At 35.9% G+C, this 19386-nt stretch carries 16 protein-coding genes and 1 tRNA gene; 9 read left to right on the forward strand and 8 right to left on the reverse strand.

Going from position 1 to position 19386, the window contains the following annotated elements:
* Positions 1-4: 4 nt before the first annotated feature.
* Positions 5-1024: a DegT/DnrJ/EryC1/StrS family aminotransferase gene (locus JBF11_RS03035; RefSeq protein WP_334316308.1), complete on the reverse strand. Its 1020-nt coding sequence runs from the start codon at positions 1022-1024 to the stop codon at positions 5-7.
* Positions 1025-1538: 514 nt separating this feature from the next.
* Between JBF11_RS03035 and JBF11_RS03040 the strand changes: the two genes are divergently transcribed.
* From JBF11_RS03040 to JBF11_RS03080, 9 genes are all read left to right on the forward strand, one after another.
* A tRNA-Arg gene (locus tag JBF11_RS03040) sits at positions 1539-1615 on the forward strand.
* A 131-nt stretch (positions 1616-1746) separates the two neighbouring features.
* A complete protein-coding gene (locus JBF11_RS03045; protein WP_334315907.1) occupies positions 1747-2745 on the forward strand; it encodes a glycosyltransferase family 2 protein in 999 nt (332 codons plus the stop codon).
* Positions 2745-3701: a UDP-glucuronic acid decarboxylase family protein gene (locus tag JBF11_RS03050; protein WP_334315908.1), complete on the forward strand. Its 957-nt coding sequence runs from the start codon at positions 2745-2747 to the stop codon at positions 3699-3701. The genes JBF11_RS03045 and JBF11_RS03050 overlap by 1 nt, the downstream gene beginning before the upstream one ends.
* Positions 3702-3716: 15 nt before the next feature.
* Positions 3717-5015: a UDP-glucose dehydrogenase family protein gene (locus JBF11_RS03055; RefSeq protein ID WP_334315909.1), complete on the forward strand. Its 1299-nt coding sequence runs from the start codon at positions 3717-3719 to the stop codon at positions 5013-5015.
* Positions 5012-5989, forward strand: coding sequence for a UDP-glucose 4-epimerase GalE (galE, locus tag JBF11_RS03060; RefSeq protein ID WP_334315910.1), 978 nt, complete (start codon positions 5012-5014; stop codon positions 5987-5989). The genes JBF11_RS03055 and galE overlap by 4 nt, the downstream gene beginning before the upstream one ends.
* A 1-nt stretch (position 5990) precedes the next feature.
* A complete protein-coding gene (locus JBF11_RS03065) occupies positions 5991-6794 on the forward strand; it encodes a hypothetical protein (RefSeq protein WP_334315911.1) in 804 nt (267 codons plus the stop codon).
* A 52-nt stretch (positions 6795-6846) separates the two neighbouring features.
* A complete protein-coding gene (locus JBF11_RS03070) occupies positions 6847-7992 on the forward strand; it encodes a glycosyltransferase family 2 protein (protein ID WP_334315912.1) in 1146 nt (381 codons plus the stop codon).
* A 184-nt stretch (positions 7993-8176) separates the two neighbouring features.
* Complete coding sequence (locus JBF11_RS03075) at positions 8177-10051, forward strand: glycosyltransferase (protein WP_334315913.1); 1875 nt, start codon at positions 8177-8179, stop codon at positions 10049-10051.
* Positions 10052-10380: 329 nt separating this feature from the next.
* Positions 10381-12165 carry an ABC transporter ATP-binding protein gene (locus tag JBF11_RS03080; protein ID WP_334315914.1) on the forward strand — a complete coding sequence of 595 codons (1785 nt, stop codon included), beginning with the start codon at positions 10381-10383 and terminating at the stop codon, positions 12163-12165.
* A 247-nt stretch (positions 12166-12412) separates the two neighbouring features.
* On the opposite strand, the gene JBF11_RS03085 is transcribed toward JBF11_RS03080, so the two are convergent.
* The 7 genes from JBF11_RS03085 to JBF11_RS03115 form a co-directional block, all read right to left on the reverse strand.
* On the reverse strand, positions 12413-13516 hold the full coding sequence (locus JBF11_RS03085; RefSeq protein WP_334315915.1) for a glycosyltransferase: 1104 nt from the start codon (positions 13514-13516) through the stop codon (positions 12413-12415).
* A gap of 5 nt (positions 13517-13521) precedes the next feature.
* Positions 13522-14721, reverse strand: a complete 1200-nt coding sequence (locus tag JBF11_RS03090) for a DegT/DnrJ/EryC1/StrS family aminotransferase (RefSeq protein WP_334315916.1) — start codon at positions 14719-14721, stop codon at positions 13522-13524.
* 9 nt (positions 14722-14730) lie between these two features.
* Positions 14731-15915: a DegT/DnrJ/EryC1/StrS family aminotransferase gene (locus tag JBF11_RS03095; protein WP_334315917.1), complete on the reverse strand. Its 1185-nt coding sequence runs from the start codon at positions 15913-15915 to the stop codon at positions 14731-14733.
* Positions 15916-15929: 14 nt separating this feature from the next.
* Entirely contained in the window at positions 15930-16640 is a 711-nt protein-coding gene (locus JBF11_RS03100; RefSeq protein ID WP_334315918.1) for a WbqC family protein, read from the reverse strand.
* A gap of 2 nt (positions 16641-16642) precedes the next feature.
* Complete coding sequence (locus JBF11_RS03105; protein ID WP_334315919.1) at positions 16643-17362, reverse strand: class I SAM-dependent methyltransferase; 720 nt, start codon at positions 17360-17362, stop codon at positions 16643-16645.
* Positions 17363-17620: 258 nt separating this feature from the next.
* Positions 17621-18340, reverse strand: coding sequence for a class I SAM-dependent methyltransferase (locus tag JBF11_RS03110; RefSeq protein ID WP_334315920.1), 720 nt, complete (start codon positions 18338-18340; stop codon positions 17621-17623).
* Between the two features lie 3 nt (positions 18341-18343).
* A complete protein-coding gene (locus tag JBF11_RS03115; protein ID WP_334315921.1) occupies positions 18344-19327 on the reverse strand; it encodes a hypothetical protein in 984 nt (327 codons plus the stop codon).
* Positions 19328-19386 lie beyond the last annotated feature (59 nt).

The following is a 19386-nucleotide window of genomic DNA, read 5'->3' on the forward strand; positions in this document are numbered from 1 at the left end:
CTTTTTAATTCAATCCTGTTTCTTTTACAACTTCCTCAATAATATCTGCAAGTAAATCACAATCATCAGTATCGAACGTAAGCGGCAAACGCATATCGCACATGGTTGCCAATACTTTTTTGGTATTTGGCAAATCCAAATTCGCCAAATATGGGAAATATTGCCAGCTATCATAAGAGCTGGTAAATCCAGCAGGCTCTTTATTGCCGAACCACTTTACAGATACTCCGCGTTCTGCGCATTTTTCAATAAATTCCTGAAGCTGTGCATAGCTTGCCTTTGGTAAATTCCATTGAATGGAACTGCCTACATAATATTCACGGCTATCGCGTTTCGGACATACACAGCCGGAAATTTTTTCAAGACGTGCCGCCATGTGATTGAGCAAAACATTCCAGCGACGGCACCGCTCATCCAAATTTTTCAATTGAGGCAATAAAATGCAGGCTCTCAAATTATCCATACGTGAACTGTAATTAGGAGTGATTTTCTTTACTTTTTCAAACACTTCAAGCGCCGGACGCCGTGTATGGGCGGAATAAAGCATATAGGAACCGGAAAACATAATCGCTCTTGCCATTACATAATCATCATTCGTGATAAGAAGCCCGCCTTCGCCGGAATTCATATGCTTATATGTATGCGTGCTGTAACAAGCCGCTTTGCCGAACGTTCCGCTCTTTTTGCCGTTCCAGCAAGCACCCATTGTGTGGGCACAATCTTCAAGCATGATAAGATTATGTTTATTCACAATTTCCATAACCCTGTCCATATTCGCCATATGCCCGCGCATGTGGGACAATAAGAGGAACTTGGCTTTCGTTTTTTCCGCTTTTCTATCCAACTCTGCAATATCAATGGTATAATCATCCGCAATTTCAACAAGTTCTATTTTACCGCTTGCATTCTCAATGGCACCGGGAACCGGGGCTAAGGTATACGCATTGCAAAGAACCGTATCACCATTTTGCACGCCTAGCGACTTTAGAGCAATGTATAAAGCACTGCCATAAGTTGAATTTATTTCATATTAAGCCTTATTTATGCCAAACCGCATGCTCTTTGACATATTTAATAAGATTATTTATGAAATATTTTATAAAATAATAAAATGAGAAAAAAAAATAATGCAAGATTAAAATTGAAATTTCATGTGAAATAATAAGCAATTTATCTTCAATACACTAATTTGATTGATAAAAAAAATAAAAATTTTTAAAAAAATATTTTAAGAATTATTTCATGAAATATTTGTTTTTTTTTGAATAATACAAATTAACTTAATTATTTCATAATATTGTAACAGCTACTCCGTTCTGATGAAATGACTGCAAAAATTTCAATCGCAGCAATACAGGAAAAACAAAGTAAAAACAATATGCATTACGCTTTCCCCTAAAAAATTTCACCGTTCCCAACTACAAAAAAATTCCCATTCATAAAATGCATATCAATTAATTTCAAAACATCGCATAGTGCAGAAAACCGATAAAAAAGAACTTGACTTTTATAATGAATTTACATACAAAGCTTTGAACGCGCTAGTAGCTCAGTCGGATAGAGCAACTGCCTTCTAAGCAGTCGGTCAGGAGTTCGAATCTCTTCTGGCGCGCCATATATTTCAAGAGTTATGGAACATCGCCATAACTCTTTTTTATTATTTGTTTTGGCTTCAGCCCATTCCTTTTTTTATTTGACAAAACGAACAGTATGCAATAATGATTTTAAAAAAAATTAGGAAAAAATATGCCTCTTGTATCAGTTATTATGCCTTGTTATAATACGGAAGAAATGTATTTTAAAAATGCGGTTTCGAGTATTTTGGCACAAACAATGACTGATTTTGAACTTATTATCATTGATGACGCTTCATTGCCCTATATTCAAGAAATAGCGAACAGCTTTCTTCACGATAAAAGAATCGTCTACCACCGTTTTTCACAAAATAAACAAGCGCCGGCAGCCAGAAATTTCGGCATTTCATTAGCCAAGGGAAAATATATTGCGTTTTTGGATTCTGATGACTCCGCACATCCTGAACGTTTGCAAAAACAGGTTGATTTTTTGGAAAACAATCCCCAAGTCGGCGTCCTGGCGAGCAAAGTTGCCATTAACAATTCCACCTCCATTCCATTTTCATTCAAATATCTTGAAACACATAACGCCATAAGAAACCAACTGATTTTTAAAAACAACATCCTTTGCCAGTCAAGTATCATGCTCAGAAAAAACCTTTTGACCGACAATAATATTTTTTATGCAACAGACCTCGCACCTATTGAAGATTACGCTCTTTGGCTTTCTTTGCTCAACCACACGAAATTTCATATTCTTAATGAAGAACTGACAACCTATAATTTTTATGCGGAAAACTTATCAAACCGGAATGTTCACAAAAACATCATTAAAAATTTTGCGCTGCAATTTGACACTATCAACGCATTATTGGGCAACAAGTTAGCATATAAGGATAAATGGTTAAAAATCTGTCAAAACCAATTGTTATCCAAAGATGATTTTAACAATATCAATCAAAATTTGCGGGAAGTGTCTTCTTTTTTGGAAAAAGAAACAATTTTTCCCCGTGATGGTATGTATATTTTTAAAAATTGCTATAAATTTCTTTACAAAAATACGCTCAACCTTTCAGGGCAGTTATTTTTGTTTTTTTTGCCTATCAATAAAACACTCCGTATTCCATTTTACTGGAAAATTTCATCACTCATAACACGAGGGCTTTTTTAATGAAAACAATTTTAATTACCGGCGGCACCGGCTTTATCGGTGCAAACCTATGCGCAAGGCTTCTGAGCGAAGGTCATAAAATTATTTGCGTTGATAACAATTACACCGGCAGACTTGAAAATATCACCCCTCATTTGGACAATCCTTCCTTCACATTCATCAATCACGATATTTGCACGCCTTTGAAAATCGATACGAAAATCGACCAAATCTATAACTTGGCCTGCCCCGCCTCCCCTCCCGCATATCAGGGAAAACATGCCATAAAAACGACCAAAACCTGCGTGTTCGGTGCAATCAACATGCTTGAACTTGCCAAAGAACATAACGCTGTCATTTTGCAGGCCTCAACCTCGGAAGTATACGGAGAGCCTCTTGTCCATCCACAAGTTGAAACTTACCGCGGCAATGTCAATCCCATAGGAATACGAGCCTGTTATGATGAAGGCAAGCGCTGCGCCGAAAGTTTGTTTTTTGATTACCACAGACAAGAAGGCGTTGACATAAAAGTCATCCGTATTTTCAATACTTATGGTCCGTATATGGATCCCAATGACGGACGGGTTGTTTCCAACTTCATTTGCCAGGCTTTATTGGGTAAAGACATTACGATTTACGGCGACGGAACACAGACGCGTTCTTTTTGTTATGTCGATGACTTAATCGAGCTCATTATCCGTGTGATGAACAGCGGCAAAGATTTCACCGGTCCTATCAATACCGGCAATCCTGACGAATTTACCATTAAGGAACTTGCCGAGCTTGTTATCGATAAAATAAAAGGCGCTTCCAAAATCGTTTATAAAGACTTGCCGGCTGACGATCCGACCCAAAGAAGACCGGACATCAGCCTTGCCAAAGCAAAATTCAATTGGCAGCCTTCCATTAAATTAACTGCCGGATTAGACAAGACCATTGAATATTTCAAAACCCAAATCCATTTGTTTAAAGCATAGCACAAGAGGACAAATATGAACGTTGCCATTATCGGAACAGGATATGTCGGCTTGCCGACCGGTGTCGGTTTAGCCGAATTGGGGCACCAGGTTGTCTGTATTGACAGGGAACAAAGCAAAATCGATGCGCTGCAGGCAGGAAAAATTACCCTTTATGAAGACGGTCTCGAAGAACTTTTCCGCAAAAATACGAAAGAAAAACGGCTCCATTTTACAACTTCAATGAAAGACGGCATCAGCAATGCCGAACTTGTCATTATCGCCGTGGGCACGCCTCCCCACCCTATCACCAAAGAAGCAGACATGAAATATATCCATGCCGCAGCAACGGAACTGGCGGAACACCTGACCAGATACACTATCATCGCAACAAAATCCACAGTGCCAGTCGGCACAGGCGACGATATTGAAATCCTCATCGCCAAAAAAAATCCCCAAGCGGAATTCGATGTGGTATCGCTTCCCGAATTTTTGCGTGAAGGATATGCCGTGCATGATTTTTTCAATCCTGACAGAATTATTGTCGGTGCCAACTCCGATAAAGCGAAAGAAAAAATCAAAGAGCTCTATAAAGCTTTTGACAATGAAATTCCCATGCTTTTTGTAAGCAGACGTTCCTCTGAAACAATAAAATATGCTTCCAATGCCTTTTTAGCGATGAAAATCCATTATATCAATGAAATGGCGAATTTTTGCGAAAAAGCTGACGCAAACATTTATGAAGTCGCTCAAGGCATGGGGCTTGACAGCAGAATCGGACCCAAATTTTTAACGCCCGGTCCCGGATACGGGGGAAGCTGCTTTCCTAAAGATACTCTCGCCATGGCGTATATGGCAAGACAGAATGATGTTGAAATGTCTTTAATCACAGCAACAATAAAAGGAAACGACAACCGCAAAAAAGAAATGGCGGAACGCATTGTCAATGCTGTAAAATATATTGATAATCCCAAGATTGCCGTTCTCGGTTTAGCATTTAAAAACGGCACGGACGATTGCCGCGAAAGTCCGGCGATAGAAATTGTTTCCGAACTTGTAAACAGAAAATATTCTGTCTTCGCCTACGATCCAAAAGCAATGAAAAATGCGGAAACCCTCATCGGCAGCAAAATCACGTATTGCCAAAGCGCATATGAAGCTGTTGAAAATGCCGATGTTTTGGCAATTCTGACTGAATGGGAAGAATTTAAGAAACTTGATTTGAATAAAATTGCTTCTCTTATGAAAAACAAAACCATTATTGACTGCCGCAATATGCTTGATAAACAAAAAGCCCTTTCATTAGATTTCAATTACCAAGGAATCGGCATATGACAAAAACAGTATTAGTTATGGGAGGAGCCGGCTATATCGGCTCCCATACCGTTAAACATCTGCTTGATAACGGTTATCGGGTAATTGTCGCCGACAATTTGGTATATGGGCATTTGGAAGCTATTGATAAACGGGCGGCATTCATCCATGCCGATTTATTGAACAGCGCTTCGTTGTATGCGATTTTCAACCGGCATGAAATTCATGCTGTCATCCATTTTGCAGCTTTCGCCTATGTGGGAGAAAGCGTGCAAGACCCGCAAAAATACTATCTGAACAATGTTGTCGGCACAATAAATCTTTTAAATGCGATGCTTGCGAACAATGTTAAAAATATTGTGTTTTCAAGCACCTGTGCAACATATGGCGAACCAAACTATATTCCGATAGATGAAAAACACCCGCAATCTCCCATAAATCCATACGGAAAAAGCAAGCTCATGATTGAGCAGATTTTTGCTGATTACGAAAAAGCGTATGGACTAAACCATATTTCATTAAGATATTTCAATGCGGCAGGCTGTTCGGCAGATGGCGAAATAGGCGAAAGCCATACGCCGGAAACACATTTGATTCCTCTTGTTCTAAAAGCCATCAAGGGCGAACGGGATTCCATACATGTGTTCGGAACTGATTACGATACGCCGGACGGAACATGCATACGGGATTATATCCATATTGAGGATTTGGCGGCTGCGCATAGGCTGGCTTTGGAAAAACTGCCTGAATATTGCGGCTGTATAAACCTTGGAACAGGTACAGGCACAAGCGTAAAAGAAATTATTTTTGCCGCTGAAAAAGTAAGCGGCAAAAAATGCCCCACCGTATATGCCGAACGCCGCGCCGGCGACCCTGCAAAACTTTTTGCCGACAACACAAAGGCGAAAGAAATTCTCGGCTGGCAGCCACACTATGCAAGTATTGAAGAAATCATCACAACAGCATGGAATTGGGAAACAAACAGGAAATTTTAATATGGAAAAAAGGTTTGATCATATTATTTCATTAGGTTTAAATTGTGAAATTTCCTTTATTTTGAAAAAAAAGTTTAACTTTGTTGAAAGTTCTTTGTTATCATGGAGTTACATTCCTATTTCAAGCCTTAATGATGTATTAAAAAATCCTCAGTTAATTTTTTCAGAAGGTATAGAAGACTTAACTGAATATAATATGTTCAAATGTTCTAAAACAGGAATTGCTTTTCATGGAAAAAACCCGCCAAGTTTTTATACGGATAAAAAAGGCAATATCGATCAATCATTGTTATTACAAGAAAAAAATGACGTTATTTCAAGAGTTGAATATTTAAAACAAAAATTTATCAGAGTAGGTCAATCATCGGAATCCAAATTGTACGTTTTAGGTATCAGCCATTATTTTACGCAAAACCTAAAACAATCGTTAAAAGACATCATACTAAATTGCTATGAAGCAATCGCTCAATCACAGCAGAATGCTTCACTTTTGGTTCTTCTTGAAAAAGATATTGCAACAGCTGATTTATTTGATTTAAGTAATATATATATATATATTAGAACACTTGATTATTTCGCCCCAATCGATAAAGCAACATTTGAAGAATATGTTGATTTAAAAAATGCGTTTTTAATTTTTAAGGAATTTGTCCCAACAATGACACATACAGAAAATAAAACATATAAATTTGAAAAAAATGTAGAGGAAAAGAACATGGGTTCAAATAATCGCAAAACTCCGACCATTTCAGTGGTAAGGGCAATTCGTTACCTTCTAACTATGAGAAAATGGGGTAAAGAATAAAAAAACAATAAAAGGATTTCAGATACCGTTAACGAAATAAAACAAACCCGTTATGAATGATACCCAAAAATATAATACGACAATGAAAGCAATTTCCATTATTCTGCCTGTTTATAATGCGGAAAAATATCTTAACAAGTGTCTGAACGCATTAATAAACCAAACATTTTCCGATATTGAAATACTGTGTATTAATGACGGCTCATCCGACAGTTCATTATCCATATTAGAAAAATTTGCTCATAATGATAAAAGAATAAGGATTTTTTCTGTTCCAAACCAAGGACCTGCGACAGCCCGCAATATCGGATTGCAAAACAGCACAGGAAAATATCTTATGTTTTGCGATTCAGACGACTGGTATGCTCCGACATATTGCGAAGAAATGTTTGCAATAATGGAAAATGAACATGTTGATATTGCAATGTGTGCAGCAAACCTCATAAAAGAAAGCAGTAATTCAAGGCAAGATAATCTCGCATACTATCAATTACCATCATCAGGCAAGAAATATCTGTATACTTTTGAAGACATACATGAAATAAATGTTCTTTTATGGTCTAAAATTTTTAAAAAATCTATTGTTGACCAATTTAATATTCGCTTTCCCGATAAACTTATTCATGACGATGACGCTTTTGTATTTTTATATACACTGCATTGCAAAACAATTTATTATCACAATAAAGAACTCTATAATTATCTCATAAGAGATTTAAACAGCTCTGTATCACAATTTAATACCGCAATTAATTCCATGATGAGAATTAATATGACACATGCAGTATATGAACAATTAGTAAAAAATAACGTAATTGAACAATATAAAGATTATTATGCATCCTTTTACAATCATAATTTTGGTATAACATTATTAATGACCGATTATAGAATGCTTATTGATTTTTTAGAAAAAGAACAAAAATTCATTAGAGAAAAAGATTTAAATTTTAAAATTGATGATAACAATATCAATATACTTAAAAATGATATGAATGCATTTATAAAGTACAAAAAATTAACGTTATCCAGAAAAGAGTTAATCAAAAAAAGAAATAGGCTCGAAAAAAAACTTGTATTTAAACAGATAATAAATATAATAACATTAAATTCTATCCGCGGAATTAGAAAAAGTATTAAAAATTTAAAGTTTTTAATAGATATTGCGGATAAACAACTTGAATCGGAAAATAAATAGGAAATGTTAATGATGTTCTTAAGTAATATATATATATATATTGAAGCACCGGATTATTCTGCCCGATCGGTAAAGCAATACTTAAAGAATATATTGATTAAAAAATGTATCTTCAATCTTTAAGGAATTTGTAACAACGATGGCACATACAGAAAATAAAACATGTAAAATTGAAAAATCTCCTATGATTTCAGTTATAATGTCAACATATAACCGTGAAAATTATTTGCCTGCTGCGATGGAATCCATTCTTAATCAAACGTATACCGATTTTGAATTCATTATCATTGATGACGCATCCACAGACAATACGGCGAAATTACTGCAAGAATATCAAGAAAAAGATTCCAGAATCGTTGTTATCAGCAATCCGCAGAACTTAGGGTACAATAAAAATCTTACAACCGGATTTAAGCTTGCAAAAGGCAAATATCTTGCCCGTATGGATGATGATGATATTTCGCTGCCAACCCGCTTTGAAAAGCAAGTCGATTTTTTAGAAAAAAACCCCGATATAACGGTTGTTGGCACATTTATTGAGATTTTCGGCAATAATCCTATGAAAAGCTGGTGTACGCTTACAGATTGGGATGAACTTGCCGTCGCAATGAATTTTTATAATCCGATATGCCACCCCTCCGTAATGATACGAAATTCTTTTTTAAAAGAACATAATTTAGCATATGACCCTGAAGTTCTGTATGCTGAAGAATATGATTTATGGAAAAATATTATTTTCTTGGGCGGAAAATTGGCGAATATTCCCGAAGTACTGCTCAAATACCGCAGTCACCTTCAAAACGTTTCGCAAAAAAAAGATACCTCAAAAATTCAGACTGATTTTGCAAATTCAATACGCAACCAGTTACTTTCACGCATGTTTTCAAAAACTAAGATTGCGGAATTGAATAAAAAGCTCATATATTATCCCTTTGACTGCAATAAGAAAAAAATTCTTGAAGAAACTCTCAACACTTTAAAAAAATTCCCGGATATTCCAAGTTCAGGCATTGACAAACTTATGGATAAATTAGTCGGTAAAAAGTCCGATATTCATATTTTTTTTGCTTCTGACGATAACTATGCACAGCATTTAGCCATAGCCATCACCTCTCTTCTTATCAACTCAACTTCCTTTGACAACTTTCATCTCTATATTTTAGACGGAAATATTTCCGAAAAGAATAAAAATAAAATCTTAGCATGTAAAAAAATAAAAGATTTTCAAATTGAATTTATTAAAATTGATGACAAACTCTTTGAAATATGCCCTCTCACCCCTGATTGCCAACATATTTCACGTCAAACATATTACAGATATATTATTCCTATTTTAAAACCGGAACTTGAAAAGTGTTTTTATTTTGACTGTGACATCATTATAACTGACAGTTTAAATAAATTTTGGAATATTGATTTAAAAGATAATTATATTGCAGCTGTTGAAGAATTATATGAAGGAGCTTCCGACGACTGCAGCAGATTGAATATCGAATACGAAATCAATGCCGGCATACTGCTTATCAACAATAAAAAATGGATTACAGACAACATTGTAGATTTATTATTCAAAAACACTGTAAAATTGACACAGCAAAACATTTTGAAATGGCAGGATCAAGATGTTATCAATTATACATTCAATAAAAAGATGTTATTTGTTTCACCTGCGTATAATTTGCAATGCAATGCTTTTTATGACGGTCAACATTCTTTGTATACGGATTATGAAATGAAGTTGGCTAAATCACATTATGCAATTATTCATTATAACAGCAATTTAAAACCTTGGCATAACGACTGTAAACATCCGCTCTGGGAACAATATTTCTATTATTTGCAGCGCTCGCCCTATAAAAAAACTCACTATTTAAAGATTATTAAATTAAAGCTAAAAACACTAAAACATTTTTTCTTCATAAAAGAAAAAAATAAAGATAATACAGAACTCAGATATAAAATCTTAAGAATACGAGTGGTAAAAGTTATCAGACGAAACAATACCAAAGAAATTTCAATTTTCGGATTTAAAATGAAATTTCCCAATACCCCCAAATAACAATATACCGCAACATAAAAAAGACCACCGGCAGACGCAGCCGGAGGTCTTTTTTATGCAAAGCCGACAACCGGCAAAAATTTAAAATAAAATTTTACGCAGCCATGCGACGGTATACGGATACAAGCGCTTTGAAAACAAATGATACTCAATCAACGTCAGCACTATTGTCGCACCATGAAAAAAGAAAATACATATCTTGATAACCAGTTAGCTTTATCTATTTTGTTGATTAAAATACTTATCATTCCATATATCATATGGCTTACGGAGATTGACTATAAAGATAAATTTAATTATAGTCTATAAAAAAATCATGGAAGTACGATTTGCTGTTATCAATCATAAAGAAAAATAATTTTGTCCAAAACTACCTCAAGATGTGGCCGTTTGTAAAACCGATTTGGTTTATTTCACTGCTTTCCCTTGTTATCGGAGTGCCCATCGGTTCCCTTGACGCCACTATCGCACTATTTTTGAAGCCTTATACGGATTTGGTGATTGTAAGCAACAATGCCCAAGCTCCTTGGTATTTGCCTTTTTTAATCGTAGGCTTCACCATTATCCAAGGAGTGCTTCTCTATCTGTCCGCCTTTTTAACCGCTTATGCCGGCGGAAAATTAAATTTAAACGTTAAAGAAGCGTTATACAACAAATTGCTGTCACTTGACCCCAAATATTATGATGAACAAAATTCCGGAAGAATATTGATGCGGTTTTCCTCCGATGCGGATCTCGCCTGTTCCGGTTTGTTAAGCAATTTAAAAAACCTAGTGACAAGGGTCTGCTCCACCTTATCCCTTCTTTGCGTGTTGATTTACACCTCATGGCAGCTTTCCATCATCGCCATTATCATTTTGGCGATAACCGTCGCCCCCCTTACCACGGTGCGAAGACTGCTCAAAAAAATCATTGCAAAAAATACCGATGTCATATCAACAATAAACACTAAATATAACGAAACCTATTCCGGAAACAGAACCATTTTAGCCTATAATCTTCAAGATACGCAGCGAAATTCATTTATAATGAATTTAAATGAAATTTTTAAACTTTCCGTCAAAATGGTTAAAAGAACCGCATGGATTTCACCTTTCATGCATTTTTCCGTATCAATCGGCATCAGTCTGACAATAGCGTATGGAAGCTGGCTCATTGTGCAGGGAACAATCACAGCCGGAGATTTCGTTTCCTTTCTAGCCGCTCTTCTAATGATGTACACCCCTTTGAAAGCGATGGGAAACACCATTGTCAACATTCAGCAAGGATTTTTAGCCATTGAACGTATTTATGACATTTTAGACATAGAACCGGACATACAAAACAGCCCTGAAGCTCTTAAAATCACCAATTTCGACCATGCAATCAAATTTCAAAACGTCAATTTTTCTTATAGGGAGGGGATACCCGTTCTGCATGATTTCTCCCTTGAGATAAAAAAGAATGAATCCATCGCCCTTGTCGGAAACTCCGGAGGCGGAAAAAGCACCATTGTTTCCCTTTTGCCGCGTTTTTACGATATTCAATCAGGCGCTATCACCATTGACGGCAACAATATAAAAAATATCGAGATTGAAGCGCTGCGTTCACAAATCACCATTGTGTTTCAAGATAATTTTCTCTTTAATGGCACAATCCGCGATAATATTTTACTGGGCAAAGCAAATGCGACAGAAGAAGAAATCCGACAAGCCATAAAAGCGGCATATTTGGATGAATTTATCGCAGAACTTGAAAACGGACTTGACACTCCGATTGGCGAAAGGGGCAATCTTCTTTCCGGAGGACAAAAACAACGGGTGGCGATAGCCCGCGCATTTTTGCGCAATTCCCCCATTCTTATTTTGGATGAAGCGACTTCCGCCTTGGATAATAAATCAGAAGCCATTGTGCAAAAAGCCATTGAAAACCTTATGGCGAATAAGACTGTCATTATTATCGCCCACAGGCTTTCAACAATCAAAAATGTTGACAAAATCGCTTTTATTCAGGAAGGCAGCCTTGCCGAATTTGGTACCCATAACGAACTTATGAATATTAAAAACGGGCATTATAAAACATTATACAATCTGCAATTTAAAAGCAATACAGCAAGCGCTTATGATGAAGAATAATTAATAAGGGATTAAACGCCTGTCCCTTTGCCAAAATTTTTTGGTATTATGCAAGCCAATTCCCTTATTTTTGAGAGCTTTTCAATAAAGCAACACGCGAAACAACAGACTTGATGACACAAAGCCCAATAAAATCAGAACAGCGCTCTTGCAAAAGAAAAAAAATACAATCTTCCGAAATCAGTTTGCTTTGAAAATTGAAAGAAAAATATGCTGAACGGTATGAAGCCTGTTTGCGGAAATATGACTATTTAGCAAAATACAAATAAAAAATAAAACAGACAAGAGAGAAAGATAACGCCAAAAGATACCGGATCTGAACTGTTTTTTTCCGTTTTTTTGCAATTTCTCTTTCTAATTTTCGCATGTCTTCTGAGTGGTTAATTTCCAATTTGAGCATATCGTCCATTATTTTATGCTGCCGTTCCTTTGACTCGCAATATCCGTTATAAAGATTGTCAATATTACGTAAATCATCGATTATGGAATCAAATATCCCTTTGTCCAATTCTGCGAGCCGAGAAACTTGATCATATTGACCGGACGACAAAAAAGCGAGCAATATTCTTTTCATTTCCCATTTGATTTGCGGGGAATAATCATGATTCCATCTTTTAGCGGCAGTTTGATAAAAATTAATGAACTTGATTCCGTTTTTTAAATAAAAACTGTCGTTTTCTCCTGCTCCGCTCCATACGCTGCCAGCATACTTTCTATATATGCCCATAACTTCCGGAATAAGTTTAACCTTTCCTTTTTCAGCATGCAAAAGATGTTTAAACCAATCTCCCGGAAAAATCCCAAAAGCGAAAACGTCATTGAAATCTTTTCTCCAACGGTACAAAGCGGAACTTGTAGCGATAAAATTTTGTTCCAATAAATCTTCAAGGGTGAATTCAGTCTTGTTTTTATAAAATCCCGGTTCGGGATAAACAGAATTTTTGCTTTCATCATCTTCATATTTCACTTCCACCGGATTGAAGCAAATGGAAAAATCAGGATTATTGTCCAAAAAATCAACTTGCTTTTGCAGTTTCTGTTCATCAGTCCAATAATCATCACCATCACAAAAACCGAAATATTCGCTTGTTATATCGGAATGCAATTGCTCTTGTAAAAATTCGCCACCTTTTGAAAAACAATTATACTCATGAAATTTAGGAATAATAATTTCAGGATACAATTTTTGATATTTTAAAATAATATTTTTCGTATCATCTGTGGAACAGTCATCATGCACATGCACCACAAAAGGGAAGTTGGTCTTTTGCATGATAAGACCTTGCAATGCCTGCTCAATATATTTTTCTTGGTTGTATGTCGGACAACAGATAATTACTTTTGGCTGCATTGTGGCTACCTCTTTAAATTTTCCTTAATAGCATCTGCATTTTGCTGAATGAACGAAATAAGTTCGCAAATTCGCTCAATATGTTCGTCCGTGACAATTTGCCCTGAAGGAAGCTGAAAAACTTCCTGTGTCAAAAGTTCCGTATTGGGAAGTTTCACCTTGGAACATTCCATATTGATATAAGGAACACTTTTATGCGCTGCGGGAATGAAATATTTACGGGCGATAATGTTTTCATTGCTCAAAATTTCAACCAGTAAATCCCGAGAAATGCCGAATTTTTCTTCATTGAGCCGAAAAACGACATATTGATAGTTGCCCTGCATGCTGTCGTCATATTGAATAACGGATACCCCGGGAACATCTTTCAATCTCTCTTTGTATAATAAATACCTATGCTTGTTATTGCTTACGTATTCAGGAAATTTTTCTATGCTGAGCAAAGCCATGGCAGCCTGAAGTTCGGAAAAGCGAGCATTGAACACCATAGAATCGTTTACTTTTTTAGTTCTTCCGTATGTTCTGATATTTCTGATATGTTCAGCCAATTCATCATCATCCGTGCAAATAACTCCGCCCTCGGCAGCCTGCAAAACTTTTGTCGCATGCAATGAAAATGTCGCACAATGCCCGAATGACGCCAAGCTTTTATTTTTATATGCTGAACCGACAGCATGGGCGGCATCATAAAAAACAGGAATGCCGTATTGTTGTTCAATTTTATCCAACCGTTCGACATCGCAAGGATTTCCCCAAAGATGCACACCTAGGATTGCGCTGATATTTTTATTTTTTAAAAGAGGAGCGACCGTTTCATAGGTTATGGTATGGGTTTCAGGATCAATATCCGCAAAAACAGGTTCCAAGCCAGCCCAAGTCAAAGCTTGAACCGTGCCGATAAAGGTAAAAGAAGGGACAATCACTTTGCTTTTCACAGGCAAATTCAGCGCCTTCGCCGCAATGCTGATTGCAACGGTTCCGTTCGTAACGGCAATGCTGTTTTTCATTCCGGAAAGCTCTGAAAATTTATCTTCAAATTCAAGGGTTAATTTACCGTGGTTGGCATAATATTTTCTATCGAAAACATCATTCATAAGAGCTTCGAAACGTTCATACTCAGGAATATTGATCTGTCCAACGGGCAGCAAAATATCAAAAAGAGGGGTTCCTCCGAAAAAAGCCAATTCGTTAATACTTTTTTTCATGCAAATCACCTAGCCTTTCGCAAGAAGTTCATTTTTAAAACGCAGCATGGCTTTAAGAACATCTGCAATCATTTTTGTATCATCAACACTCATGGAATAGCCAAAAGGCAATAAAAAATATTCTTGGCAGACTTTTTCCGTGTTAGGTAAATCAGCATAAACACTTCTATCCCTAGAATAAATAAAATGCAAAGGCGGATTATAATATTCACGGGCGTTGATATTTTCCGCGTTAAGAATTTCAAGAGTCAAATCTCTCGTGAAAGGCCATTCGGAATTAATTTTTACAAGGCACGTTTTCCAATTTCTTTTTTCGTTTTCTGCATAGGGAACGATTTCCAAGCCGGCAATGTCTTTAAAATGCTCCTGATACGCCAAATGCATAGCTTTATTTTCACTGATTTGCCGTTCAATCCAAGATAAACCGGCAAGCCCCATGGCGGAATGCAGCTCATTAAGTTTAGTATTAAGCCCCAAACAATCCACCGTATCTTTAGCTACAAAACCAAATGCCCGCATTTTTCGCAGCAAATCGGCAAGTTCATCATTATTTGTCGTAATATAGCCGCCTTCTGCCGAATTTATAAGTTTACTGGCATGCATTGAAAACGTTTCCGCGTCGCCGAACCCGCCAATCATCTTCCCTTTATAACTTGCCCCAACGGCTTCGACTGAATCAAAAATAAGGGGCAAACCATGTTTCTTCGCCAAAGCGACAATTTCGTCAATATCGCAAAGCGTCACCATGGGATGAGGAATGGCAAGAGCCGCGGTGTTCTTATTGATGCACTTTTCAACGGTTTGCGCGGACACCGTCCGTGTTTGCGCTTCAACATCGCAAAAATGTGGAATAAAACCTGTCCATTCTATCATATACCCACTGGAACGATAGGCTAAAGAAGGAATAACGACCTCCGTCTTATGAGGCAGTGCCAAAGCCTTTACCGCTAACATGAAAGCCCTGAATCCATTTGAAACAGCAATGCAATGCTTCACTTCATGAAAAACAGCCAACTGCCTTTCCAATTCTTTAACATTTTCTCCGTTATTGGTGAATTGTCTGTTCTCAAAAGCTTTTTTCGCATAGTTAAAAAAAACTTCCCTGTCAGGCGGAACCATATTGGTTGTGGTTCTAAACGTTGAAAAAACTTTTTCCCCACCATATAACGCAAAATCTGAAATTGAATTTTTCATAAGATTATCCATAATTAGTGTATAATATAACTATCAATTAAAAAATTTACTTTTTCAATGGAATTAAACATTAAAACATCTATAATCGAAAGTCCGGGAACATATGCCGTTTTGCCTTGAGAATATTCAATAAGATTATTAACAATAAAATCAATTTTAATACCATTCTTTTCATATTTATCAATATCAAAGAAATCAATTCCGCCAATAGGATTGACATAATGGTCAACATTTCGGGATTTACAGATATTTAATGCCCACTCATCTCCTTTCCATGAAACATCAAATAAATTCTCTTCACTAAAGATAGTTATTGGCGTAACAATACCAAGATAAGAGCAGATTGTTTCTAAAATATGTTTATTCAACAGCGTAATGCTTTCTGTTTCAATATTCAAACATTCCCGGATTAAATCAATAATAACAAAATAATTCTTTGTTTTTTTCCTGTAATGTTCCAATTGGGAAAAAATTTTTCCTCTCCAATCAATACTATTATTGATTAAAATATCTTTAATTAAGGTTTTTTGATGGTATTTTTTTAAAGGAACCATTACATATTGCCAATCAAGACCGTCTGGTTTTAAAATCCTATTTCGTTCAATCCACCCATGTTTTATAAATTGAACATCCTCAAGCAATATAAATTCATGACAAGCTTTAATTAAAGAAAAATACCCAAGATAAGGGAAAAAATATGGCTGCATTATCGCTAACGTCTTCATATTTACCTTGATAATAAAATATTAAAGCGGTAAAAAGATTGATAATGGCAATTTTCAAAAGGAATTTCACAAACTTTCCAACCGGCATTGTTTGCAATATCAACAAACTCTTCCGGATCATGCCAACAACCAAATTGAGAATTAACATCATCAAGATTGACTGTATTCACATCAATATTCCTTTTTTTAAAAAAATCAGCGGCATGATTTTTATTCGGAATAGGCGACATATACACATTTTTCACATTGATGAATTTTTCATACAAAAAAGTAAAGAAATCACCTAATAATGGTTTGGATATAAATTGGATACTTCCAAAAATCAATATCTTAGTGAAATCTTCTTGTGAAAAATAGGAATTTTGCAAAATACCGTCCAAATCAAAATGTGACAAATCGGAACAGGCATAGGAAGATTTGTTTTCAATACGGAAATTGTTATTGGCAACCTGAATTAAATAATCCGAACCGTCAACTCCGTGCAGCCCTTTTATGCTATCAAGAAAAAGAGACGATAAATGTCCGTTGCCGCAAAACAAATCCAACACGACATCGTCTTTTGATAACTTTAAAGCATTACGGATTGAATTGGTAATGAAATTCAATTGTTCCGCAGGAATATCCTCGCCATTCTCAGTTCGCCAAACTTGTTTCAAAAAATCTTTTGAATCATATTGTTCCGCATGCTTCGTGTAAATCTCTATCGCACTCAATTTTGTCATAACCTACCCATTATTCTCAAAAAATTTTTCCAAAACAAAAACAATCCTGTCCATGTCTTTTTTAGTATAGCGTTGGTCCATTGTCAAGGGAATAATGGTTTCACGGTTTTTTCTGCAATTCTCACTTGCCTGAGCACAGGGTATTCATTCGATTTCTAAAAATAACTCAACGCATGAATTTTATGTTACAATAACGCTTGTAACTTTTCTTTTTTCATTATTTCAAAAAGACCGCATTTGCTGTTCGGCTTTCCACATCTACCTTGATAATAAGACATTGAAACGGTAAAAAGATTGATAATGCCGATTTTCAAAAGGAATTTCCTGGGCTTTCCACCCGGCTCCGTTTGCAATATCCATAAATTCTTTTGGGTCATGCCAAGAACCGATAGGGGTATTATTGTCATCAAGATTTACGGTAGTTACATCAACATTTCTTTTCTTAAAAAAATCAGCGGCATATCTTTTGTTGGGGACAGGAGCTATATATATATATATAGCATTAGTAAATTTCTTATACAAAAAAGTAAGAAAATCAGCCAGCAAAGACTTTGACAAATATTGAATGCTTCCAAAAATCAATATCTTAGTGAAATCTTTTTGTGAAAAAAGGGAATTTTGCAAAATGCCGTCCAAATTCAAAAGCGACAAATCGGAACAAGCATAGGAAGATTTATTTTCAATACGGAAATTTTCATTGGCAATTTTAATTAAATAATCTGAACCGTCAACCCCGTGTAATCCCTTTATTTCATCAATGAAAAAATGCGACAAATGCCCATTGCCGCAAAACAAATCCAACACGACATCGTCTTTTGACAATTTTAAAGCATTACGGATTGAATTGGTAATGAAATTCAATTGTTCCGCGGGAATATCCTCGCCGTCAACGGTTCGCCAAACATGTTTCAGAAAATCTTTTGTATCATATTGTTCCGCATGCTTCGTATAAATCTCTATCGCACTCAATTTTGTCATACCCTACCCATTATTCCCAAAAAATTTTTCCAAAACAAAAACAATTCTGTCCATATCTCTTTTAGTATAGCGTTGGTCTATTGTCAAGGGAATAATGGTTTCACGGTTTTCTCTGCAATTTTCACCCGCCATGTGCATAGGATATTCATTCGATTTCGGCCAATAACTCGCCGTATAGATTTTATGTTTCAGCAAATATGCTTGCAGTTCTTTTTTTTCATCAACTTTAAAAGGATACACCATGGGAACGTCATCCGTATCCGGTTCAAATTTCAGTAAATTTTTATTTTTTAGTCTATTATGCAAATAATTGAAATTTCTTTTGCGTATTCGGGCAATTTTTTCATAATGAATACTCTTCATCAGGTTTTGTGTTAAAAATGACATTTTTTCTATTCCGCAACCGGCAATTATCTGTCTGTTTTTAACAAATTCGTCATATCCTTCTTGGGCTTCCCGGTCATGCCGGATTAATAAATGACTGCATATTTCATAAGAATGAGAACGGGGCAATTTTTCATATTCTTCTTCCAAATTCAAATCCGTGCATAAAATGCCCCCGTCAGGCAGTCCGAAAAATTTTCTCGGACTGTAAATACCGGCGGTTCCATATTGTTTTGAATAAAACGCCTGCGAATTGTCAAAAATAATATTCCCTTTTTTATTTTTACATAACATCGTATTTTTTTTGCCTGTAATTCCAAAATAATTATTGATGAGATAAAATTGATTTTCCTGAAATTCAATAAGAGGAGTGAAATCGGTATCCACATCATAAGGAATTATTGTACAATTCGCCCTTTCCACGCTCTTCCAAATGGTTTCGCATGTGAACATGGGCACATGCAATTTTTTGATTTTTTTTTGCTGAAGATAAAAAGAAAGGGCGTTTCTTGAAGAATTGAATAACAATGAAGAATTATGATAATTTTTATGAAATCCGCATTCCAGTTCAAAATATCCGCCGATTTCATTTTTATTTGACATTATCGCTGGTATCCTCAATAAAAAATTATTGACCAACAATATATATATATATACTGTCA

Origin of the sequence: Taurinivorans muris (assembly GCF_025232395.1) — a bacterium.
GTDB classification, from domain to species: Bacteria; Desulfobacterota; Desulfovibrionia; order Desulfovibrionales; family Desulfovibrionaceae; genus Taurinivorans; species Taurinivorans muris.

What these genes read in the sequence shown, in the direction of transcription:
- JBF11_RS03045 (WP_334315907.1), top strand. Translation starts at nt 1,747, where the DNA reads ATGCCTCTTGTATCAGTTATTATGCCTTGTTATAATACGGAAGAAATG.
- JBF11_RS03050 (WP_334315908.1), top strand. Translation starts at nt 2,745, where the DNA reads ATGAAAACAATTTTAATTACCGGCGGCACCGGCTTTATCGGTGCAAAC.
- JBF11_RS03055 (WP_334315909.1), top strand. Translation starts at nt 3,717, where the DNA reads ATGAACGTTGCCATTATCGGAACAGGATATGTCGGCTTGCCGACCGGT.
- galE (WP_334315910.1), top strand. Translation starts at nt 5,012, where the DNA reads ATGACAAAAACAGTATTAGTTATGGGAGGAGCCGGCTATATCGGCTCC.
- JBF11_RS03065 (WP_334315911.1), top strand. Translation starts at nt 5,991, where the DNA reads ATGGAAAAAAGGTTTGATCATATTATTTCATTAGGTTTAAATTGTGAA.
- JBF11_RS03070 (WP_334315912.1), top strand. Translation starts at nt 6,847, where the DNA reads ATGAATGATACCCAAAAATATAATACGACAATGAAAGCAATTTCCATT.
- JBF11_RS03075 (WP_334315913.1), top strand. Translation starts at nt 8,177, where the DNA reads ATGATTTCAGTTATAATGTCAACATATAACCGTGAAAATTATTTGCCT.
- JBF11_RS03085 (WP_334315915.1), bottom strand. Translation starts at nt 13,516, where the DNA reads ATGCAGCCAAAAGTAATTATCTGTTGTCCGACATACAACCAAGAAAAA.
- JBF11_RS03090 (WP_334315916.1), bottom strand. Translation starts at nt 14,721, where the DNA reads ATGAAAAAAAGTATTAACGAATTGGCTTTTTTCGGAGGAACCCCTCTT.
- JBF11_RS03095 (WP_334315917.1), bottom strand. Translation starts at nt 15,915, where the DNA reads ATGAAAAATTCAATTTCAGATTTTGCGTTATATGGTGGGGAAAAAGTT.
- JBF11_RS03100 (WP_334315918.1), bottom strand. Translation starts at nt 16,640, where the DNA reads ATGAAGACGTTAGCGATAATGCAGCCATATTTTTTCCCTTATCTTGGG.
- JBF11_RS03105 (WP_334315919.1), bottom strand. Translation starts at nt 17,362, where the DNA reads ATGACAAAATTGAGTGCGATAGAGATTTACACGAAGCATGCGGAACAA.
- JBF11_RS03110 (WP_334315920.1), bottom strand. Translation starts at nt 18,340, where the DNA reads ATGACAAAATTGAGTGCGATAGAGATTTATACGAAGCATGCGGAACAA.
- JBF11_RS03115 (WP_334315921.1), bottom strand. Translation starts at nt 19,327, where the DNA reads ATGTCAAATAAAAATGAAATCGGCGGATATTTTGAACTGGAATGCGGA.